20 protein-coding genes and 1 pseudogene are annotated in these 20467 nt (G+C 65.5%); 13 read left to right on the top strand and 8 right to left on the bottom strand.

The window, feature by feature from the left end; all coding sequences use genetic code 11:
- Positions 1 to 345: helix-turn-helix domain-containing protein (locus tag FMM79_RS12305; RefSeq protein WP_148627151.1), on the bottom strand; the 345-nt coding region annotated here is incomplete at its 3' end.
- A 379-nt stretch (positions 346 to 724) separates the two neighbouring features.
- Between FMM79_RS12305 and FMM79_RS22285 the strand changes: the two genes are divergently transcribed.
- Positions 725 to 991 (top strand): hypothetical protein, encoded by a 267-nt coding sequence (locus tag FMM79_RS22285; RefSeq protein ID WP_371710908.1) that lies wholly within the window; start codon positions 725 to 727, stop codon positions 989 to 991.
- Positions 992 to 1243: 252 nt separating this feature from the next.
- Here FMM79_RS22285 and FMM79_RS22290 read toward each other — a convergent pair whose 3' ends face one another.
- Positions 1244 to 1459, bottom strand: coding sequence for a hypothetical protein (locus FMM79_RS22290; RefSeq protein ID WP_371710909.1), 216 nt, complete (start codon positions 1457 to 1459; stop codon positions 1244 to 1246).
- 418 nt (positions 1460 to 1877) lie between these two features.
- Between FMM79_RS22290 and FMM79_RS12315 the strand changes: the two genes are divergently transcribed.
- The 9 genes from FMM79_RS12315 (at position 1878) to FMM79_RS12355 (ending at position 11620) form a co-directional block, all read left to right on the top strand.
- The gene (locus FMM79_RS12315; protein WP_148627775.1) at positions 1878 to 2192 is read left to right on the top strand and encodes an STAS domain-containing protein; all 315 of its coding nucleotides are present in this window, start codon (positions 1878 to 1880) and stop codon (positions 2190 to 2192) included.
- Positions 2189 to 2554 (top strand): response regulator, encoded by a 366-nt coding sequence (locus FMM79_RS12320; RefSeq protein ID WP_148627776.1) that lies wholly within the window; start codon positions 2189 to 2191, stop codon positions 2552 to 2554. The genes FMM79_RS12315 and FMM79_RS12320 overlap by 4 nt, the downstream gene beginning before the upstream one ends.
- Positions 2551 to 4563, top strand: coding sequence for a chemotaxis protein CheA (locus FMM79_RS12325; RefSeq protein WP_148627777.1), 2013 nt, complete (start codon positions 2551 to 2553; stop codon positions 4561 to 4563). Before FMM79_RS12320 ends, FMM79_RS12325 begins: the two co-directional genes overlap by 4 nt.
- Positions 4564 to 4569: 6 nt before the next feature.
- Complete coding sequence (locus FMM79_RS12330; protein WP_148627778.1) at positions 4570 to 5118, top strand: chemotaxis protein CheW; 549 nt, start codon at positions 4570 to 4572, stop codon at positions 5116 to 5118.
- A complete protein-coding gene (locus FMM79_RS12335; RefSeq protein ID WP_148627779.1) occupies positions 5115 to 5606 on the top strand; it encodes a chemotaxis protein CheW in 492 nt (163 codons plus the stop codon). Before FMM79_RS12330 ends, FMM79_RS12335 begins: the two co-directional genes overlap by 4 nt.
- Before the next feature lie 78 nt (positions 5607 to 5684).
- Positions 5685 to 7901 (top strand): methyl-accepting chemotaxis protein, encoded by a 2217-nt coding sequence (locus FMM79_RS12340; RefSeq protein ID WP_240339146.1) that lies wholly within the window; start codon positions 5685 to 5687, stop codon positions 7899 to 7901.
- Positions 7902 to 7932: 31 nt separating this feature from the next.
- The gene (locus FMM79_RS12345; protein ID WP_148627780.1) at positions 7933 to 8796 is read left to right on the top strand and encodes a protein-glutamate O-methyltransferase CheR; all 864 of its coding nucleotides are present in this window, start codon (positions 7933 to 7935) and stop codon (positions 8794 to 8796) included.
- 4 nt (positions 8797 to 8800) lie between these two features.
- A complete protein-coding gene (locus FMM79_RS12350; protein WP_148627781.1) occupies positions 8801 to 9883 on the top strand; it encodes a chemotaxis response regulator protein-glutamate methylesterase in 1083 nt (360 codons plus the stop codon).
- Positions 9884 to 9886: 3 nt separating this feature from the next.
- On the top strand, positions 9887 to 11620 hold the full coding sequence (locus FMM79_RS12355; protein WP_148627782.1) for a hypothetical protein: 1734 nt from the start codon (positions 9887 to 9889) through the stop codon (positions 11618 to 11620).
- Positions 11621 to 11719: 99 nt separating this feature from the next.
- Here the strand turns inward: FMM79_RS12355 and FMM79_RS12360 are convergent, their stop codons facing one another.
- The 3 genes from FMM79_RS12360 to FMM79_RS12370 all read right to left on the bottom strand — a co-directional run bounded on the left by FMM79_RS12360 (position 11720) and on the right by FMM79_RS12370 (position 16174).
- A complete protein-coding gene (locus FMM79_RS12360; protein WP_240339147.1) occupies positions 11720 to 13045 on the bottom strand; it encodes an MFS transporter in 1326 nt (441 codons plus the stop codon).
- An 87-nt stretch (positions 13046 to 13132) separates the two neighbouring features.
- Positions 13133 to 15247 carry an acetate--CoA ligase family protein gene (locus tag FMM79_RS12365; RefSeq protein WP_148627783.1) on the bottom strand — a complete coding sequence of 705 codons (2115 nt, stop codon included), beginning with the start codon at positions 15245 to 15247 and terminating at the stop codon, positions 13133 to 13135.
- Between the two features lie 93 nt (positions 15248 to 15340).
- The gene (locus tag FMM79_RS12370; RefSeq protein ID WP_148627784.1) at positions 15341 to 16174 is read right to left on the bottom strand and encodes a p-hydroxycinnamoyl CoA hydratase/lyase; all 834 of its coding nucleotides are present in this window, start codon (positions 16172 to 16174) and stop codon (positions 15341 to 15343) included.
- Positions 16175 to 16256: 82 nt separating this feature from the next.
- On the opposite strand from FMM79_RS12370, the gene FMM79_RS12375 reads away from it, so the two are divergent.
- Positions 16257 to 16721, top strand: coding sequence for a MarR family winged helix-turn-helix transcriptional regulator (locus FMM79_RS12375; RefSeq protein ID WP_240339148.1), 465 nt, complete (start codon positions 16257 to 16259; stop codon positions 16719 to 16721).
- Positions 16722 to 16810: 89 nt separating this feature from the next.
- Here the strand turns inward: FMM79_RS12375 and FMM79_RS12380 are convergent, their stop codons facing one another.
- From FMM79_RS12380 to FMM79_RS12385, 3 genes are all read right to left on the bottom strand, one after another.
- Entirely contained in the window at positions 16811 to 18211 is a 1401-nt protein-coding gene (locus FMM79_RS12380) for an aldehyde dehydrogenase (RefSeq protein WP_148627785.1), read from the bottom strand.
- 409 nt (positions 18212 to 18620) lie between these two features.
- The gene (locus FMM79_RS21245; protein WP_153269327.1) at positions 18621 to 18764 is read right to left on the bottom strand and encodes a hypothetical protein; all 144 of its coding nucleotides are present in this window, start codon (positions 18762 to 18764) and stop codon (positions 18621 to 18623) included.
- Between the two features lie 240 nt (positions 18765 to 19004).
- A complete protein-coding gene (locus FMM79_RS12385) occupies positions 19005 to 19271 on the bottom strand; it encodes a hypothetical protein (RefSeq protein WP_148627786.1) in 267 nt (88 codons plus the stop codon).
- A gap of 453 nt (positions 19272 to 19724) precedes the next feature.
- Here FMM79_RS12385 and FMM79_RS21400 point away from each other — a divergent pair, with 453 nt between their 5' ends.
- Both FMM79_RS21400 and FMM79_RS12390 read left to right on the top strand, forming a co-directional pair.
- Positions 19725 to 19865, top strand: coding sequence for a hypothetical protein (locus FMM79_RS21400; protein ID WP_162528502.1), 141 nt, complete (start codon positions 19725 to 19727; stop codon positions 19863 to 19865).
- 79 nt (positions 19866 to 19944) lie between these two features.
- Positions 19945 to 20352, top strand: a pseudogene (locus tag FMM79_RS12390) (transposase).
- Positions 20353 to 20467: the final 115 nt, after the last annotated feature.

Below are 20467 nucleotides of genomic sequence, written 5' to 3' on the forward strand. Positions count from 1 at the left end.
CGCCCGCACCGTCCAATGGGTGGCCTCATGGCTGGGTGGTTCCAGCGTCAGCGCAACGACCTTGTCGACCAAAGCCGCATCGAGAGGCGCGATCCCCGGAGGTCGGGTCTTGTCGCGCAGCAGCCCATCCACGCCTTCGGCCATGTACCGTTCCTGCCAGCGCCACACGCACGGCTTGGATTTGCCAGTCGCCTCCATGATCGCCTGCGTTCCTAGCCCTTGAGCCGTCAGCAGAATGATCCGCGCCCGCCAAACATGCTTTTGAGGAGAACTACGCGCTGCGACAATCGCTTCGAGCCGCTTGGTGTCCGGTCCTGTAACCTCAATCTGGATGCCCGTTCGCATGCGCCATCTTCGCATGTCCCCCCGTTCAAGGGAATCCCGAAAACGGAATCATCTGTTCCGATCAATCCACTAGCAACTGGCACAGACCATTTGCGGCTCAAGGCATGGTACCGATTACATGACGTACTGCAGCGCCGCTCCCACGCGGTAAGACGGGTATCCCATCCCTCTTCACCTTCAGATCACTAGAGCCTTCCCATGGCCGCGCGCCGCGAGGGCCACATCCATCTTGTGCCGGAGCCTTCAGCCGCGAAGCCGCACGCGCACGGCCGCACAAGTCGGATCGCGCTTTCCCAGGGGCGACCCCTAGGGCCTGCTCGAAGCACTCGCCAACCTCTGCACCGACTTTGCGGGGCACCTGCGCGGCGCGCCCGATACGATGGTGCCCGGCGCGGGAAATGGTCTTCGCGGCAAGGCCCTCATCGCCACGGCCCTTGCCGCCTGCCGCCCCGGCGCGGGCTGGGTCGATCTCACCGTCTGCGCGCGCCACCAGAACCTGGAAACAGGTACATGCAGACCATCGAAGGCTCCGCCATCTTCCTCGCCCAGTCCCTGGGCCGCATCGCTGAAGTACGAGGGCATCCAGGTGAGCACCAACGACCCGGCCATATTCGACCTTGAGAAAGCCGCTGCAAGCCAGGACTAGTGCGACGAGATCACCGAGATACTGGCTGAAAAGGGCATCGCCATCATCGAGACTTCGACCCACCTGCGGGGCCAGCTCGTCGTGGTCGACCCAGCCTGTGACGCGCAGTTCGACGGCTTTGCCGCCCCCCACGTGCGCGGCATCCCGAGGCGCGTCAGGAGTGGGCGACAAAGCAGGTCAAGCTCGCTGCCGTCGCCTCGCGGCGCCTGGGTCTCACCGCTCACCTCAGATTTCGGGCGCGCTCGTCTTGCCCTACGTCCACGCCTCACCGCAGCGCCCGGCGGGCTTTGTCGAGGACGCCTTTGCAGAGCTCACCCGCCGCTGGACGCCGTTCTCCTCGATGTATTCGATGAGAACGGCGTCGAAATCGGCTTCAAGCTTCATCCGGGCGAGGACCTGCACGACGGCGTCACCTTCGAGAGGTTGCTCAAGGCCGCCAGCGACCATGCGCGGGAGAAGTGCTTCCACGTCAGGTATGCCGAGCTCCGTCTTTCGGGCAGGTCGATTTCGCGCAGATCTTCTCCAGGATGGTGCAGTAAAATTTCGACGGCCGGGTGGTACTCCAATGGGAATGCTCGCTGAAGCACCCCGAAGTCGGTGCCCCCGAAGGCGCGCCCTTCATCGACCGGCTCATCATCCGCGTCACCGACAAGGCCTTCGACGATTTTGCCGACACCGGTCCAGGCCGCGCACTGAACGCGCGCCTCATGGGCATCGGCGACTGCTCGACCCGAGCGGGAAAGGCCAACGCGCCTCTCCCCATTCCCTCCTCTCTTGCTCGGACATCGCCAGCACGCACCGTAGAAGTCGCTAGGCGCACCCAAGCATATGCTCATTCGTTTCAGGTACCTGCTTGCCAGGGCACCCGAGAAACGGTGAGATAGCAATGCAGATCAGCGTAGGCGATACCGCCACGATCAGGACCATCCAAGGCCTAGCGACGCGCCTTCTCGAAGGCTTCGCCGCGCTTGGCCCGGGCGAGGAACTCGAACTCGATACATCGCAACTGAACGAGGCCGATCTCAGCTTCGTACAGCTGGTCGAGGCCGCACGTATCCAGGGCGCGCAGGAGGGCAAGCCCCTTCGCCTGGCGCACCCCGCCAATACCGTTCTCACCGCGCTCCTCGAGCGCGGGGGCCTCGCCGCGTGCGCGGACAGCGCCGCCCTCGCCTTCTGGTTCCACGGAGACGCCCCGCAATGAGCAGCATTCTCACCGTCGACGATTCCGCCAGCGTGCGCATGGCGATCCGCATCGCGCTTTCGGGCGCGGGGCACTCTGTGGCGGAGGCTGCCGATGGCAGCGAGGGCCTGGGCAAGGCGCGCATGGCCAAGTACGATCTCATCATCACCGACCTCAACATGCCGCGCATGAACGGGCTGGAGATGATCCGCGAGATCCGCAAGCTGCCGATCCAGACGGGCACCCCCATCATCTTCCTCACCACCGAATCCGCTGACAGCCTCAAGAGCCAGGCCAAGGCGGCCGGCGCGACCGGATGGCTGGTCAAGCCCTTCGTCCCCGACCACCTCCTCAAGGTCGCGCGCAAGGTGCTGGGCGGATGAGCGAGCCGGACCCCGCCGCAGCCTTCCGCATCGAAGCTGCCGACCTGCTTGATGCAACCGAGCAGGCGCTTCTCGACCTGACCCATGACCTTGCCAGTCGCGACCTCGTCGACACAGTGTTTCGCGGGATGCATACGCTCAAGGGCTCAGGCGCGATGTTCGGCTTCGACGCGCTCGCGGCCTTCACCCACCATTGCGAGACCGCCTTCGACAAGGTGCGCAAGGGGGTCGTCCCGGCCAGCGCCGAACTCGTCGCGATCACGCTGGGCGCGATGGACCACATGCGCACCCTCGTCGACTTCGATGCCGACGATCCCGCGCTGGAAGAGGCCGGAAACGCGATCCTCGAGCGCCTGCACCAGGCGCTGGGCTCCACGCCCGACGCGGGCGGTGAGGCGCCCCCTGCCGCACAGCCCATGGCCGCGGCCAACGCTTCGTCTGCGCCCGGCGGTTGGCATATCGTCTTCCGCCTTCCTGCCGAGGCCATAGCGAACGGGACCAATCCGCTGATCCTCCTCGATGAACTGCGCGAGTTGGGCGATGCAGAAATACACATCCTGACCGACACCGTCCCCCCCCTCGACGAGCTCGATCCGACGCTGTGCTACCTCGGGTGGGACGTGACGCTGAAAGGCGCCGCCACGCACGAGGACATCGAGGACGTCTTCATCTTCGTGATGGATGACATGGACCTTACCATCGAAGCGCTCGAAGGCGAGGCTCCGCCGGATGCCGGAGCGGTGCAGGCCGCCGCCCCGACCAGCGCACCAGCCCCCGCCGAGAGCCCTCGCAGCCCAGCCCCGCGCAGCGCCCGTGCGGCCGAGGAAAGCGTGCGCGTGCCCGCGGGCCGGCTCGACGTGCTGATGGACCGCGTAGGCGAACTCGTCATCGTTCAGAGTCGCCTTGCGCAGCTTGCCGAAAGCGGCCTTCGCGGGGCCGCGGGTGAACTGGCCCTGCGCTCGATCTCGGAAGAAGTCGAAAGGCTTGCGAGCGAACTGCGCGACACCACGATGGTGCTGCGCATGGTGCCCATTGCCGCCCTGTTCGGGCGCTTCCGGCGCCTTGTCCACGATCTTGCCCACGAGACCGGCAAGGAGATCGAACTGGTCACCGAGGGCGAAAGCACCGAAATCGACAAGACCGTCTCCGAACAACTGGCCGATCCCATCGTCCACCTCATCCGCAACGCCTGCGACCATGGTCTGGAGACACCCGAGGAGCGCGACAAGGCAGGCAAGGCCACGACCGGACGCATCCGTCTCAGCGCCGAGCAGGCCGGCGGCGAAGTGCTCATCACCATCACCGACGACGGACGCGGCATAAACCGCCAGCGCGTGCGCGCCAAGGCCGAGGCCAACGGGCTGCTCCAGCCCGGCCAGGTCGTGCCCGACAGCGAACTGCTGCAGATGATCTTCCACCCCGGCTTCTCCACCGCCGAGCAGGTCACAAGCCTCTCGGGGCGGGGCGTGGGCATGGACGTGGTCAAGCGCACGATCGAGACGCTGCGCGGCACCATCGACATGACCAGCGAGCCGGGCAAGGGATCGACGATCACCCTGCGCATTCCGCTCACCCTCGCCATTATCGAGGGCCTCCTCGTGCGTGTGGGCCAGGGCAACTACGTCATCCCGCTTGCCGCGGTCGAGGAATGCATCGAGCTTTCGCTGGAAGAGGACATCCGCACGCGCGGGCGCAGCATGATCTCGCTGCGCGGTCGGCTCGTGCCTTTCCTGCGCCTGCGCGAGGTGTTTCAGACGGGAACGCGCCCCGATCCCTACCAGAAGATCGTCGTCATCGGCACGGGCGGCGAGCGCGTGGGGCTGGTCGTCGACCAGATCATCGGCAGCCACCAGACCGTCATCAAGTCGCTCTCCGGGCTGCATCGGCGCCTGCCCAGCTTCTCGGGCGCGACAATCCTGGGCGATGGCGGCGTCGCGCTCATTCTCGACATCGTCCAGCTTGTCGCGCTGGGCCAGCAACAGGAAGAGCGGCTGCGCGCCGCAGGATAACCAGCCATGCCCCAATCCGCCACACAGAACCAGAACGATTCTCCCGGCGCAACCGCCTGGGATGCGCACGGCCAGCTTGAGGTTCTCACCTTCGAGGTCGGCGACGAGCGCCTTGCCGTCGAGGCCGTGACGATCCGCGAAATCCTCGATCTGCTACCCGAGACCCCGGTGCCCGGTGCCCACGCGCTTGTCGGCAGCGTGATCAACTTTCGCGGCAAGATCATCCCCATTGCCGACCTGCGCATTGCCTTTGGCATGCCGCTGGAGGAGCCTACGCCCGACAGCCGCATCGTCGTCATCGAGATCGAGCTCGATGGCGAGGAAACGCAGATCGGCCTGCGCACCGACAAGGTCAATGAGGTGACCCTTCTGGAGCGCACGACCTCGGCGCCGCCCCCGGTGCTGGGCATGCGCTGGCGCCGGACCTACGCGCGTGCCCTGGCGCGCCAGGGCGAGGCCGTGATCGTCCTCCCCGATCTTCCCGCCATCTTCGCCTCGCTCTCCCACCCCCAGGGCCTGGGTAGCGGCGAAACATCCATGGAGCACGCCGCATGACCGCTGCCAACGAACTCCAGATCGTCGAATTCGGCATGGGAGAGGACGTCTTTGCCGTGCCTGTAGCCATCGTGCGCGAGATCCTCGACTACGCCCCGCCCTCACCCGTGCCCAATGGCCCGGCCTATTTCCTGGGCCTGACCGACGTGCGCGGCCAGGGGGTCGCGACGCTCGACCTGCGCCGCCGACTTGGGTTCCCGCCCGCCGAAGCCTCGCTCGCCACCCGCATCCTCATTCTTGATCTGGCCCAGCAGGGCAGTGCCCTGACGCTGGGCGTGGTCGTCGACCGGGTGCTCAGCGTCACCAGCTTCGAGACCGCCGCGATCGAGACCCCGCCTGAAATCGGGGTCGCGTGGAGCAGCGACTATCTCCTGGGCGTCGTACGCCGCGAGGGGGGTTTTGTCCTCCTCGTCGACATCGCCGCCATCTTCACCGGGACCGAGGCCGCGAGCCTCGCCCTTTCCGCCCTGGCGCCCACCGGCACCTGATCCGCCCCATCGACCACCCCCGCACCCCGCCGAAGGCACACCGCTGAGCGCACGCCGACTGCACAAGGAAACGTCCCCATGCCCTTCACCTTGTTTTCCAGCCTCGATCCGGACCACGTCCTCGACGAGATCGCCCGCGTCGAGCGGGCGGTGGCGCGCGGCGACATGTCGGCGCGCACCGAGATGACTTACGGCCAGGGTCAGACCCGCGCCGTCCTCGACGCGGTCAACCGCCTTGTCGACACCTGCCTGCAGCCATCCGAAGCGCTCAGCCGCGAAATCTCGACGATGAACGCCGAGCATGACCGCGGCGACATCGACGCGGTGATCCCGGTCCAGGACTTCCACGGCGAGTTCGCCGTCATGGCGCGCCACATCAACGAGCTCGTCGCTGCGCACATCACCGTCAAGAAAAAGGCGATGGCCTGCGTGCGCGAGTTCAGCGAGGGCAATTTCGACGCACGCCTCGAACAGTTCCCGGGCAAGAAGGCCTTCATCAACGATACCATTGAGACGCTGCGTCACAACCTCACCGGCCTCATCACCGAAATGAACCACATGGCCAGCGAACACGAGCGCGGCGACATTGACGTCTTCGTTCCCGCCGAGAAGTTTGCCGGGGACTTTGGCACCGTCGCGCGCGGTATCAACGAGATGGTCGCCGCCCATATCCACGTGAAGAAGCAGGCGATGGCTTGCGTCAAAGCGATCAGCGAGGGCGACTTCAACGCCAAACTGGAAGAACTTCCCGGCAAGAAAGCCTTCATCAATCGCACCATCGATACCCTGAGCCGAAACCTCCAGGGCCTCGTCGACGAGATGACGCATATGGCGCAGGAGCACGAGCGCGGCGACATCGACGTCTTCCTCCCGGTCGACAAGTTCGACGGCGATTTCGCCGGCGTCGCGCGCGGCATCAACGAGATGGTCAAAGGCCATATCGCGATCAAGAAGAAGGCCATGGCCTGCATCCGCGAGTTCGGCGAAGGCAACTTCGATGCCCCGCTCGAACGCTTCCCGGGCAAGAAGGCCTTCATCAACGAGACGGTCGAAACGCTGCGCTCGAACCTGCGCGACATCACCGCCGAAATCCAGCGCCTGATCTTGGCCGCAACCGCCGGCAAGCTGGAGACGCGCGGCGATGATCGCCGTTTCGTAGGCGACTTCGCCAGCCTCATCGCCGGCATCAACGGCATGCTAGATGCGATCCTGGACCCGATTGCCGAAGGCAACCGCGTCCTCGCGCTGGTGAGCGAGGGCAACCTGCTCCAGACCGTCGACATTGCTTGCGAGGGCGACCACCAGCACATGAAGGATGCCATCAACGCGCTCGTCGGCAACCTGCGTCAATTCGCCCGCGACGTGGGCGAAGCAGCCAACAAGGTCGCCAGCGGGTCCAGCCAGATCGCCGGCAGCTCGCAGCAGCTTTCCGAAGGCGCGACCGAGCAGGCCGCCTCGACCGAAGAGGCCTCCGCCTCGATGGAAGAGATGGCCGCCAACATCAAGCAGAACGCCGACAATGCCTCCCAGACCGAGAAGATCGCGCGCCAGTCATCCAAGGACGCGGAACTTTCCGGCGTCGCGGTGGAGAAGGCAGTGGGCGCCATGCGCACGATCGCGGAGAAGATCTCAATCGTTCAGGAGATCGCTCGCCAGACCGATCTCCTCGCCCTCAATGCCGCGGTCGAGGCCGCCCGCGCGGGCGAGCACGGCAAGGGCTTTGCGGTCGTCGCTTCCGAGGTTCGCAAGCTGGCCGAACGCAGCCAGAGCGCGGCGTCAGAAATCGTCTCGGTGTCCTCCGACACGGTGAAAGCCTCGGCCGAGGCGGGCGAGATGCTGGGCAAGCTCGTCCCCGACATCCGCCGCACCGCCGAACTCGTCTCCGAGATCAGCGCGGCCTGCCGCGAACAGGACATCGGTGCCTCGCAGATCAACGATGCGATCCAGCAGCTCGACAAGGTCACGCAGCAAAACGCCCATGCCTCCGAGCTGATCTCCTCGACCTCGGACGGCCTCGCCGGACAGGCGGGCGACCTGCAGAACTCGATCACCTTCTTCCAGGTCGGCGCCGGTGACGGTGGTTCGCGCATGCTGCGCGCGAACCCGGCTCCCGCACCGCGTCAGGCCGCCCTGCCCCAGCCCGCCGCGCGGCCTGCCCCCAAGGCGCCCGCGCGTTCCTCTGGCCCCAAGCCCGGTAGCGTCCAGCACCAGCAGGAGCGTGCCCAGGGCTTCACACTCGACATGAACCTGGGCGGACCGGATTCCGACGACGCCGACTTTGGGTTCGCTGCCTGATCCCTCCTTTCCTCCTGCAAACGGGCCCGCCATGAACGACGCTGCCTTCGTCCCCTTCGAGAACCACGCGACCGGGGACACCATATCCCCGGCGCAGTTCAAAGGCCTTGCCGCCCTTATCCGCGCGCACACCGGGATCAACCTGCCACCGGCGAAGCGCGCGATGCTCGAAGGGCGGCTGCGCCGCTGCGCGCGTGAAGGGGGCCACGCGACGCTCGGAGCCTACTGCAAGTGGATTCTCTCGCAGGAGCATGGCGGGGACGAGATCGAGAACCTCATCAACGCGGTCACCACCAACAAGACCGACTTCTTTCGCGAACCGCGCCATTTCGACTACCTGACCGAAACGATCCTGCCCCAGCTTGCCGAGAGCGGTCGCCGGCAGGTGCGCTGCTGGAGTGCGGCCTGCTCGACAGGCGCGGAGCCCTACACCATCGCCATGCTGCTCGACGCCTTTGCCCAGCGCAATTCCGGTTTCGAGTATTCCATCCTTGCCACCGACCTCGACACGCGCGTCCTCTCCACCGCGATCCGGGGCATCTACCCGCGCGAAATGGTGGACCCCGTGCCCGTCCCCTTGCGCAAAGCCTATGTCATGGAAGCCAAGGACCCGGTGCGGGGCGAAATCCGCATCGCACCTGCCCTGCGCCGCAAGATCGCGTTTGGCCGCCTCAATCTCATGGACCGCCACTACGCCATTGGCGAACCCGTCGACATGATCTTCTGCCGCAACGTGCTCATCTACTTCGACCGCCCCACGCAGGAGGCCGTGGTGAACCGCCTGTGCAACCAGCTGCGCCCCGGTGGTTACCTCTTTCTGGGCCATTCGGAATCGATCAGCGGATTCCAGCACAACCTGACGGCCGCATCCGGCACCGTCTTCCAGAGGAACTGACCCAATGCCTTTTGCCAAGACGCGCGTGCTCATCGTCGATGACAGTGCGAGCGTACGCCAGACGATGAAGGCCATTCTCGAAGAGGACCCGGTGATCGAGGTCATCGCGACCGCCGCCGATCCCTTCGCCGCCGCACGCATCATCCAGAGCGAAGTTCCCGACGTCATCACGCTTGACGTCGAGATGCCGCGCATGGACGGCATCACCTTTCTGCGCAAGCTGATGAGCCAGTGCCCGGTCCCCGTGGTCATGTGCTCCTCGCTCACCGAGGATGGCTCGGACACCTTGATGGAGGCGCTCGAGGCAGGCGCGGTGGACGTGATCCTCAAACCGCGTGTCGGGGTGGCCGAGCATCTCCAGGAGGCCCGCGCCACCATCCGCGATGTCGTCAAGGCCGCGGCCTGCGCGCGCGTCTCCGGACGCAAGCCCTCCCCCCAGCCCTCACTCGAACCGCAGAAAAAGCTCACTGCCGACGCCATGCTGCCCCCGCCCGACGGGCGCCCGATGAGCCGCACAACCGAGATGGTGGTGTGCATCGGCGCCTCGACCGGCGGCACCGAGGCGCTGCGTGAGGTCCTCCAGGCGCTTCCCGCCAACGCGCCGGGAGTCGTCGTCGTCCAGCACATGCCCGAGAACTTCACGCGCGCCTTCGCCAAGCGCCTCGACAGCCTGTGCGAGGTAAGCGTCAAGGAGGCCGAGGACGGCGACACGGTCATGCGCGGCCATGTCCTGATCGCGCCGGGGGGCAAGCACACCCTGCTCGAACGCCAGGGCGCGCGCTACCTCGTCGCGGTGCGGGACGGGCCGCTGGTCTCGCGCCACCGCCCCTCGGTTGACGTGCTGTTCCGCTCGGCCGCGCGCTCGGCCGGGTCCAACGCGGTCGGCGTCATCATGACCGGCATGGGCGATGACGGCGCGCGTGGACTGCTGGAGATGAAGCAGGGCGGCGCACGCACCATCGCCCAGGACGAGGCCACCTCAATCGTCTTCGGCATGCCCAAGGAGGCCATCGCCCACGGCGCGGTCGACCGCATCGTTCCGCTTTCGGCGATTGCGCGCGAGTTCCTGCAGGCCACGGTTCGCTAGGCCATGGCACCCCTTGCCCACCGTCACAATGCCGGGCCCGACGCGCCTGATGGTCGCGCCGATCTTGTGCGCCAGAACCTCGCGGCTGTTGCCGAGGGGCTGAACGGACATTTCGACAAGGCCGGGCTCGCGCTTGGCCAGACGGTCGAGATGATCGACGTCATCCTGACCGCGCTGCGCGAAGTAGCCCAGGTCTTCGCCCAGAGCGAGGCCACCGCCGCCATCGCGAACTTGCGCGCGTCAGCAAGTCGGCTTGGCCAGGTCGCGCAGAGCCTGGAGCGGCGCGGCACCGAGATCGCGGCAATCCACAAGGTGTCTCGCGACCTGCGCCGCGCCATAAGTGAACTGCAACGCTGCCTGCAGGTCCTCCAGATCTACGCGATGAACGTGAAGATCGCGGCCTCGGGTGCCCCGGACTTCGTGAACTTCGCCGACGAGATGAACGTGAAGCTGGGGGCCGGCAACCGCGAGACCGAGGCCTTTTCGCACAAGCTGGCCGAACTCGACACCAGCATCACCTCGATGCAGGGCATCGACGCCCGGCTCCTGCGCGAATGCCGCAAGGTCATCCCTCAGGTTCCCGACCGGCTTGCCCGCGATGCCGAGGCCCTTTCCAGCCATCAGGACGAGCTTGTCGACCTGGCCGAAGCCACCACCAACCACGCCCGCGCGATCCAGGGCGAACTGGCGAGCGCGCTCACCGCACTACAGGTCGGCGACCGTGCACGCCAGCGCCTCGAACATGTCTGCCAGGCCTGCACACGGCTCGACCAGCCCTCGGGGCAGGCCCTGTGCGATCCCCAGCGCGGCCATGTCCTTGCCCTCGTCCACGCACAGATCGAGGACACGGCCCAAGAGTACGAACGCGATACCCGCGCGCTCGTCGACGCGCTCCAGCGCCTGCGTACCAATGCCGAGAAGCTGACCGCATTGCAGGACCGCGACACCTTCGATGAGCAGGCCGGCGCCCTGTTCCTGCGCCGCATGGAAGACGGCATTGCGGAAGCCGCCGGGATGATCGGCCAGCTCCACGAAGCCGATGTTCAGGCCGAGGCCACGCTTGGGGTGATCCTCGCGACCGTGGAGACCGTGACCGAACGCGTTTCCGCGATCCGCAACCTGCGCGTCGATGTACGCCAGATGGCAATCAACATCGGTCTGCGCTGCCGCAAAACCGAGGTCATCGGGCGCCCCGTGTCGATCATTGCCAACGAGATCCGCAGCCACTCCGACAAGCTCGACACGCTGATTTCCGGGATCAACACCGCCGAAGCCGAGCTGGTCGCGATCTCGGAGCGCATGCGCACGATGGCGGGCAACGGCGACGGCGCGGTGGGCAACGGACTTTCCGGGGCGCTGGAAACCATCCGTGACAGCGCGCAGGCCACCGACATGGCCATGGCCACCGTCGAGCAGGGCGCGATCGGCATGGCCGAGCTGATGGAACAGACCCAAGGCTTCCTAGCCGCCGCGCTGCAGATGGCGCCGGGCATTGCCGAAGAAGCCCAAGCGCTGGCCTCCAGCCCGCTACCTCCCGGTGCGCCGGGCGACGACAGCCCCTTGCGCCTCCTGCTTGAAGACATCGCGGGAAGCTACACGATGGCGGGCGAACGCAGCGTCCACAATCGCTTCCTGCGCCCTGGCATGGTGGCGCTGGGCACAAGCGCAAACGCTCCCTCTGCCAGCGTTTCGGACGACGAGGCAGGATTCGAGGACTTCGACGACGGCCTTTTCTAAAGAAGCTTTCAACCAGATGGAATCATCTGATGCCTCAGGAAATGCGTTGAACCAAGGGCCTGGAGCGGTTGATCCGATGCATTGGGATCGGAAACCGCTCTAGATCGCGCGCGCCGCGCCCTTGAGGCCCAAAAGCGCGAGGATGGCGATTAACGAGCCCAGTCCCATGACCACGGCAACGCCCTGAAGGCCAAGTCCGCCCTCGAACAGGAAGCCTGCCAGCACGGGGCCCGGCGCCGCACCGCCGCGCCCGATGCCGATGACGAACCCGGTGCCACCCGCGCGCGCTTCAGTCGGATAGGCTCCCGCGATCAGCGAGTAGAAGGCGACCATGCCCGCATTGGTGAAGAAGCCCGCCGATGCCGCCGCCCAGGACAGGCCCGAGAGGTCACCCGCCCCCCGCCCGAAGTTGATGACAAGCAGCGTCGAGCAAGCAAGCGCCGCGACCATCAGCGGACGCAGACCGATGCGCAGCAGCAGCGCGCTCAGGAGCAGCGAGCCCAAGAGGCCGCCAATGTTGGCCCAGACCAGCACGCCCCCTGCCGAGGACGGCGCGTAGCCCATGTCGACCACGATCTTGGGCACCCACTTCAGAATGAAGTAGAAAGTCATGACGTGGGTGAAATAGGCGATGGTCAGAAGGATGGTGGTGCGGCGAAGATCGGGCGCGAAAAGGCGCGCGGTCGAGACTTTCGCGCGCGGCGCCAGTTCCGGCTCGGTCACGGCCGCGACTGCCGAATGGCCAAGCCCAGCCAGCGCGCGGTTGACCTTGGCAAGACGGCCTGAGCGGCCACCCTGCATCAGGAAGCCCACGCTCTCGGGCACCAGGAACAGCACGATGGGGATCAGCGCCGCGCTCACCGCCGCGCCGAACACAAAGACACCCCGCCAGCCATCCTCGAGCAGGAAAGCGCTGACGAAGGCGCCCCCCGTGATGGCTCCGATGGGATAGCCCGCCGCCATTACCGAGATCGCGGCCTTGCGCCACTTGTCGTTGGCGTATTCGGCCACCAGCGCGTTGGTGCAGGCGAGCATCCCGCCAATTCCGATGCCTGTGCCAAATCGCAGCGCCGCCAGCTGGTAGACCGACCCGACGTAGGCCGCCCCGAACATTCCGGTCGCCATCACCGCAAGACAGGCAAGCGCCGTAGGTTTGCGCCCGATCCGGTCAGCCATGGGGCCCAGCACGAAGGAGCCCAGCGCCATGCCGAACAGCTCCATCGACAGGACGATGCCGAGCGCGCCCCTGTCGATACCCCAGTCCGCTGCAATACCGGGCGAGGCGAAGCTGATAGCAAGGACATCGAACCCGTCGAGCGCGTTCAGCAGGACGCACACCCCGATGGCAAGCATCTGGCGCGCGCGCATGGGGCCTTGCGCGATCAGCGCGCGGGGATCTGTCGCACCTTGCGATGATGCGCTCATGCCGGACTTCCTCTCTCTCGGCGCTTCTTCGGCACCGCTGTGTTGTTTGTTTTCAGGGGAAAAACGGGCCTTGCAGGCCGTTCCGCCTCAGGGTGCGATCGGCTCGACCAGCATCAGGGCATCGAGGGCGACCACACCATGTGTTTCGGGATAGACGATAACCGGATTAAGGTCGAGTTCCGAAAGACTTGGCTCTGCGCTGAGAACCGCCGCCACCTGCGCGACGAGCTCGGCCAGCGCGGGCACGTCAAGCCGGGGGGAACCGCGGTACCCAGCGAGGAGCGCTGCGGACTTCAGGCCCATCAGCCCCTCCTCGATCTGCGCCAGCGTCATGTCGGGGGTGAACAGGCACACGTCTTTCAGGATCTCGGCGGTCACGCCGCCAAAACCCGCAAGCACCACCGGGCCCCATTCCGGATCGTTGCGCCCGCCCACGATCATCTCCATGCCGCGCGCGCCCATCTTCTCAATCAGCACGCCGTCGAGCGCGAGGGTGGCGTTGTAGGCCGCGACGTTGTCGTGAATTGTCGCCCACGCGGTGCGCACCGCGTCGGCGTCGGCGAGGTTGAGGAGCACACCGCCCGCATCGCTCTTATGGCCCAGCGCCTGAGCCTGCGCCTTCATCGCGACCGGATAGCCCACCGTCTCGGCCACGGCAACGGCCGCGTCCGCGCTGTCGGCAAAACCACCTTCCGGGAAGGCAAGGCCGAGCGGCGCAAGCAATTCCTTCGCCTGATATTCCGCGACGACGCCAGTGCAGGCGTTAAGCCCTGGCACCGGGGTCGGCTCAAACGCGCCCTTCGCAAGATCCCGGCGCGCGAAGGCGGCAAGGCGCGAGAGCGCGCGGATCGCGCGTTCCGCGTTGGGGAAGCAGGGAATGCCGCGCGCGCGGAAATCAGTGATGATCTCTTCGGGGATCGGTGCGCCTTCATCGAGCCCTGCATAGATCAACGGCTTGGTCGAGGTTCGCCCATCGAGCGCGGCGCGAATCGCGGGCGCTTTGATGCCGATGGTGACGGGATCGGTCTGGATGATCCCGGCGACAACGGCGCCGACCCGGTCGTCATCAAGCAGCGCGGTGAGGCAATTGGTGTAAATCTCAGGCTGGCTGAGCCCCTGCGCGGTAATGTCGAGCGGATTACTGACCGGCACGAAAGTCGGAAGGGCCTCGCGCAGCGCGGGTGCGTTGGCGTCGTCGAGCTGCGCCAGGGGCAAGTTGAATTCTTCAGCAAGATCAAGCGTCAGCGCCTTGAATGCTCCCGATTCGCCCAGCACCGCGATGTCGGCGCGTTCCATGTGCGGGCAGTGCATGAGGATCTCGGTGATGTCGCCCAGTTCCTCCAGCGTCTCAGCGAAGATCACCCCCTCGCGCTCGACCTTGCGGCGCATAAGCGAGTAGTCACCTGCCATCGCGCCGGTGTGGGTGGCCGCGCTTTCACGCGCCGCGCTCGACTTGCCCGGGTGCAGGAGCACGATGGGCTTGCCCGCCCCACGCGCCCGTGCGGCAACGTCCAGGAAGCGGGCCGGCTTGCGGAACTGCTCGACGATCATGGCAATGACATGGGTCTCGTCATCTTCCAGCAGCCACTCGACATAGTCCTCCACCCCGCTCGCCGCTTCATTGCCGGTCGAGATCGAATAGCTGATTGGCAGATCGCGCGCGCCGAAAGTCGCGCCCAACACCGCGGCCATTGCACCTGACTGCGACACCACGCCCAGCGCCCGGCGCCCCGCGGGCGGCAGCGCCTGCGTCTCCACGAACGTCAGCGGCACGGCATCGACGTAGTTCACCGCGCCCAGGCAATTGGGCCCCTCGATGACCATACCGTGGTCCGCCGCGATGCGGGCGATCTCGGCCTGCTGGGCCTTGCCCTCCTCGCCGCCTTCGGCAAAGCCCGCCGAGAAGATGATGGCCCCGCCCGCCTTGCGCGCGGCAAGCCCCTTCACCGCGTCGAGCACGGCGGGTTGCGGGATTGCCAGAACGGCCACATCCACGCCCTCGGGCAGCGCCTCGACGCTGGGGTAGCAGCGGTGCGTGCCAATCGTCTCGCGCTTGGGATTGACCGGGTAGATGGCCCCCGAATAACCATTGCGTTCCAGGTTCTTGAGCACCGAGGCGCCGAGCGCGCCGGGCTTGTCGCTCGCGCCTACAATGGCAATTGAGCTGGGCTTCAGGAAACGCGAAAGGGTGGTAACGGTCATTCTGGGGCCTCTCCCGGCGAGGTTCTGGTCAATGTCAGATAGGTGAAGGGGCGACGGGGCCCACCGCTCTGGCGTGGCCCCGTGCCGCGAAGGTCAGTCCTTCTTGTTCAGATCATAGGCGCCCAGTCCCGGCTTGAAAGTCTTCTCATCGATGAACTGGCGGGTGGCTTCCTTGCGGCCTTCGCCGTCGAAGAAGTTGGCCGCTTCCTGCGTGCGCACGAGGTAGTCCATCGAGTTGTCGAAGGTCATCTCGCCCACGCGGCGGATCGCCCACTTGGTGGCGCGCAGCGCGGTCGGGTTCTTGCCCAGCAGCACGCCGGCGATTTCCTCGACGCGGGCCTTGAGCTTGTCGCCGGGCACGGCCTCATTGACGAGGCCCCACTCGGCGGCCTTCTTGCCATCGACGTTCTCGCCCATCATGGCGTGGTACATCGCGTTGCGGAAACCGGTCAGCTCGACGATGACCTTCGAGGCGCCGCCGCCGGGCAGGATGCCCCAATTGATTTCCGAAAGGCCGAACTGCGCGTCCTCGGCCGCGACGGCCAGGTCACAGCTGAACAGCGGACCATAGGCGCCGCCAAAGCACCAGCCGTTGACCATCGCGATGGTCGGCTTCTCGTACCAGCGCAGGCGCTCCCACCAGCCATAGGCCTCGCGCTGCGCCTGGCGGGTCGCCCACAGGCCCTTTTCCTCGTTCTCGCGGAAGTACTCCTTGAGGTCCATGCCCGCCGAGAAGGCGGTGCCCTCACCGGTCAGGACGAGCACGCCTACATCCTCGCGGAATTCCAGCTCGTTGAGGATCTCGGTCATGCGCCGGTTGAGGTTGGGGCTCATGCAATTGCGCTTTTCCGGGCGGTTGAACGAAACCCAGGCTATGCGGTTCTCGACGGTGTAGGAGACGGTATCTTCAGGTGCACGTTGGGACATGGCAAATTTCCTTGATGTGTGTATTTGACTATCTTCAATATGAATAAGATGGCTCGCAAAGAGCCCAATTGCGGAGAGAACCTTGGCCGACACATCCGGAAAGCCCGATAGCGGCTCCCTTACTGCGCCCGATGGGGAACCCGATCCGCTTGCCATCCTGCCGGGCTATACGCTGCGCCGTGCGGCCAATGCGATGATGGCGGAACTGGGCACGCTGCTGTCCGAGGTGGACCTGCGCGTGTCCGAAGCCTCGATCCTCTTGCTGATCGACGGGTGCGACACGATGACCTCCAGCCAGATCGGAACCGCTCTCGACATCCGCTCGGCGAACATGGCTCCGCTTATCGGACGCCTGGTCTTGCGCGGACTGGTCGAACGCGTGCCGCTCGATGGAAAGTCGATGGCGATCATTCTGACCGATGACGGCGAGGCGACCCTGCACGAGGTGCGCCGGATCACCCAGACCTTCGAGCAGGACTTGCTCCAGCGCATCCCGGCCGAGCACCGCGACCATTTCGTCCCCGCCCTCAACGCCCTCTGGCGCTGAGCCGAGGCCCCGGAGCAGCAGACCCGAAAGGCTGCTTCCATGGGGGAGAAGTGCATCATGCCGATCGTGCCCGAACCGCCTGCGACCGCTCAGATCGGGTAGTGCCCGGGCTGGGTCTCGACCGTGATCCAGCGCAGCTCGGTGAAGCTGTCGATCCCGGCCTTGCCGCCAAAGCGCCCGTAGCCCGACGCCCCGACCCCACCGAAGGGCATCTGCGCCTCGTCGTGGACGGTCGCGCCGTTGACGTGGCAGATTCCCGACCTGATGCGCCGGGCGACCGCAAGGCCGCGCGCGGTATCCCGGGTGAAGACAGCGGCGGACAGGCCGTATTCGGTGTCGTTGGCCAGCGCAATCGCGTGCTCCTCGTCGCCCGCATGGAGGAGGGCGACGACCGGGCCAAAACTCTCGTCGCTGTAGATCTTCATCGCATCGGTCACACCCGAGACGACCGTTGCGGGCATCAGCACGCTGTCCGCCGTTCCGCCCGTCAGCAGGGTTGCGCCATGGGACAAAGCGTCCTCGATCAGCGAATTGACGTGGTCCACCGTATTCTGGTCCACCACCGCGCCAAGCGGGTGCGTCCCCTCCCGCGGATCGCCCGTGGTCATCGTCGCAACCTTGGCCGCGAACTTTTCCGCAAAAGCTTCGGCGACCGCTTCGACCACGATGATGCGCTCGGTCGACATGCAGATCTGGCCCTGGTTCATGAAGGCGCCGAACGAAGCAGCCTTCACGGCTTCGTCAAGATCAGCATCCTCCAGGACGAGAAGCGGCGCCTTGCCGCCCAGTTCCAGGACGCAGGGCTTGAGATGGCCAGCTGCGCGCTGGGCGATGATGCGGCCCACCGCGGTGGAGCCTGTGAAATTGATGCGCTTGACCTCAGGCGCGTCGATGAGCGCGCCAACAACCTCACCCGCATCTTCAGGCGCGTTGGTAACGACGTTGACAACGCCTTCGGGGAAACCGGCGGCGGCAAAGGATTCGATCACCAGCGAATGGACCCGCGGGCAGATCTCGCTCGCTTTCAGGATTACCGCATTGCCGCAGGCAAGAGGCGTTGCGATGGCGCGCACGGCCAAGATGATCGGCGCATTCCAGGGCGCGATGGAGAGGATGACGCCGACCGGCTCACGCACGGCCATGGCAAGGCAGCCGGGCTTGTCCGACGGAATGATCTCACCCGAGATCTGCGTCGTGAGCGCGGCGGCCTCGCGGATCATGCTGGCCGACAGGCCGTGATTGAACATTGCCCAACCGGCGGTTGCGCCGATCTCGCTTTGCATGGCCGCCACGAAATCGTCGCGGCGCGCCTCGAGCGCTTCGGCCGCTTTGGTAAGAACGGCGCGGCGGGCGTTGGGCCCCATCTGGCCCCATTCCGCCTGCCCCTGCGCGGCCTTCTGCGCGATGGCCGGAATTTCGCCGGGCTGCATGGCCGGCGCGCTGGAGGCGATTTCGCCCGTCAACGGATTGCGACGCGAGAACTCAGTCATCACTATCTCCCTTGGCTCTGCTGGCCCTGAATCACTTGGCTATGCTGAATAGCGATATTTTGCCTATCAGCAATAGTAATATCAGAAGATGCGACGAGCCGTGCCGCACAGCGCCACGCGCTGAGGCCAAGTGCAAGGGAAAAAGCGTACGGGAGGGCGGGTGCTGCGCCGTGACAAGGCGCGTGAGCAGCCCACGTGTGGTCGGCTGCTCAGCGAACCAGGCCAGTCTTATCAAGGACGCGCATAAGATTGCGCGGGAGATAGGGAAAGGGCTTGAACGGGGGCTCTGCCACAGCCGCACTGTCCCCGCTCAGGTTCAGACACGCGCCAGCACACGATCAGGCTCTTGGACATGGCTCTCTCCTCTCGTGGGCACGGCGGCCCGGTCTGGGGTGTTCCGGCACACGCGTCATACCCTCTTGCCCAGAAACTGGGCCAGCGGATCGCGCATCAGCGGGAGCAGCGCGGCCAGCGCGAAGAACGAGGTCCTGAGGAGCTGGACCAGATTGGGTGAAACGTAGGCCACCAGCACAAAGGCCGCTATGTAAGGCATCAGTTGCAGGTAGCCGCGCTCCACCAGATCGCGGATCGATGCCCGTTCATGAAAATTGATCGTGCGACCATGCGCCAGCGCCAGGAGACGTGCTTTCTACGGATAACCTCCCAGCGCGTCCCAAGTCATGCGCGGGTGGGACTGCATTTGTTCACGGCGCGCCTTCAGCCGTTCAGGAGACACCCGGACCGGAAGGAAATAGAGACCGGTGAGGTGCTCGGCCACAGCCACGAAAAGCCGCTACAAGGCAGCCCTGAAGAGCGCGACGAAGACGCCGAGAAGCAGCACGGTCAACCAGTGGGGATGAAGCGGCAGCTGCGCCGAAGCCCTGCTGAACAGCACTTTCTGCACGAGCGATCCCCCCGCCTCAATGGCACGGACAGGCTGGAACTGGCTGGGTAAAATCAGGTCGAGACGCCTCGCCTCCCGGACCAGAACGTGACGGTTGGCCTGATCGGCCACCACCGGATCGGGCACACCAATGCGCGACTGCAGACGCTCGACCATGGCGGCCAGCCATCCTTGTGCCCGATGGGGCGGCAATTCACACTCCCACCCGTTGCTGTTCTCGCCGCGGTTCGTGACGCCCACCCCAAACAGCCCGCCTCCGTCCGTATCCTTCGGCCCCTCCCGCAATGGACTTACCAACGAGCCGGGATTCTTCGACAGATCCGTGCCAAGCCCCTATGCGCCTTCCCATTGCTGACGTGTCTCAGCGCGCGTCCCATGTACCGCTCGACATTGACGCTGTAGGTCGGCGCCATAATGCACACCATGGGCATGCTTTCGACGATAGTCTGCAGAGTAAGGGTCCGCAGGAAGTAAGCCTGGCACTAACGGGCGCAGTCCTGGGGCGTCGGGGGGGGTACGCGCCGGTTTGTCCGGGTCGCCGCGCAGGCTTTGCCAACGCACTGCCTGTATTGCCGCCATCGCCAGCACCGAAATCAGAAACAACGAAGCTTGCGCACGATCGGCATGATCGACTTGCCCGTAGAAACCCAGACTGAGGACCATCACGAACAGAGTGACACCCGCAGTCCCGTTGCGCCGCCACGCAGCCCGGACCGCGTTCCGGCGGCCGCGCTCACCGCCCAATCGTGAAGTAAGGCGTAAACTCATAAAGCGGCTTGAGGTTTGTCGGATATGCGGATTCACAGCGCTCCAAGATTGGAGGAGTGTGATGGCCCGGCGGCGCTACGAATTGACGGATCGGGAATGGGCAATCATCGAGCCCTTGCTGCCCAATAAACCGCGCGGCGTGGCTCGGATGGATGATCGCGGGGTCCTAAACGGTATCATGTGGCGCTTCCGGTCTGGTGCAACCCTGCTGGGCGACAAGGGCTATGACAGCAACGCAATCCGCGAGGCTGCTGCCGCGCGAGATATCTGGGCCAACATTCCCAACCGTTCCAACCGCAAGCAACGCTTTAGCTTCTCGCCTTAGCTCTACAATCAGCGCAATCTGGTCGAACGCTTCTTCAACCAAATCAAGCAATTCCGGGGCATGGCAACCCGATACGACAAGGATCCCGCAAACGACCTCGCCGCTATTAAGCTCGTCTGTGCTCGCATATGGTGCGCCAATTAATGAGTCTGCGCGCTAGCCGTCCGCGCCATAAGGCTTCGGCATGCCCTAACGCGGGGCCGTGAACCGTGCGCATCCCTCTTCGCACCGTTGCAGCGCGGCCCGCTTGGCGGCATCG

It is taken from the genome of Novosphingobium sp. BW1, from assembly GCF_008107685.1.
Lineage (GTDB): Bacteria > Pseudomonadota > Alphaproteobacteria > Sphingomonadales > Sphingomonadaceae > Novosphingobium.

Coding starts and splice junctions, on each gene's coding strand:
- FMM79_RS22285 (WP_371710908.1), top strand. CDS start 725: ATGGTGCCCGGCGCGGGAAATGGTCTTCGCGGCAAGGCCCTCATCGCC.
- FMM79_RS12315 (WP_148627775.1), top strand. CDS start 1,878: ATGCAGATCAGCGTAGGCGATACCGCCACGATCAGGACCATCCAAGGC.
- FMM79_RS12320 (WP_148627776.1), top strand. CDS start 2,189: ATGAGCAGCATTCTCACCGTCGACGATTCCGCCAGCGTGCGCATGGCG.
- FMM79_RS12325 (WP_148627777.1), top strand. CDS start 2,551: ATGAGCGAGCCGGACCCCGCCGCAGCCTTCCGCATCGAAGCTGCCGAC.
- FMM79_RS12330 (WP_148627778.1), top strand. CDS start 4,570: ATGCCCCAATCCGCCACACAGAACCAGAACGATTCTCCCGGCGCAACC.
- FMM79_RS12335 (WP_148627779.1), top strand. CDS start 5,115: ATGACCGCTGCCAACGAACTCCAGATCGTCGAATTCGGCATGGGAGAG.
- FMM79_RS12340 (WP_240339146.1), top strand. CDS start 5,685: ATGCCCTTCACCTTGTTTTCCAGCCTCGATCCGGACCACGTCCTCGAC.
- FMM79_RS12345 (WP_148627780.1), top strand. CDS start 7,933: ATGAACGACGCTGCCTTCGTCCCCTTCGAGAACCACGCGACCGGGGAC.
- FMM79_RS12350 (WP_148627781.1), top strand. CDS start 8,801: ATGCCTTTTGCCAAGACGCGCGTGCTCATCGTCGATGACAGTGCGAGC.
- FMM79_RS12355 (WP_148627782.1), top strand. CDS start 9,887: ATGGCACCCCTTGCCCACCGTCACAATGCCGGGCCCGACGCGCCTGAT.
- FMM79_RS12360 (WP_240339147.1), bottom strand. CDS start 13,045: ATGAGCGCATCATCGCAAGGTGCGACAGATCCCCGCGCGCTGATCGCG.
- FMM79_RS12365 (WP_148627783.1), bottom strand. CDS start 15,247: ATGACCGTTACCACCCTTTCGCGTTTCCTGAAGCCCAGCTCAATTGCC.
- FMM79_RS12370 (WP_148627784.1), bottom strand. CDS start 16,174: ATGTCCCAACGTGCACCTGAAGATACCGTCTCCTACACCGTCGAGAAC.
- FMM79_RS12380 (WP_148627785.1), bottom strand. CDS start 18,211: ATGACTGAGTTCTCGCGTCGCAATCCGTTGACGGGCGAAATCGCCTCC.
- FMM79_RS21245 (WP_153269327.1), bottom strand. CDS start 18,764: ATGCCTTACATAGCGGCCTTTGTGCTGGTGGCCTACGTTTCACCCAAT.
- FMM79_RS12385 (WP_148627786.1), bottom strand. CDS start 19,271: ATGGTCGAGCGTCTGCAGTCGCGCATTGGTGTGCCCGATCCGGTGGTG.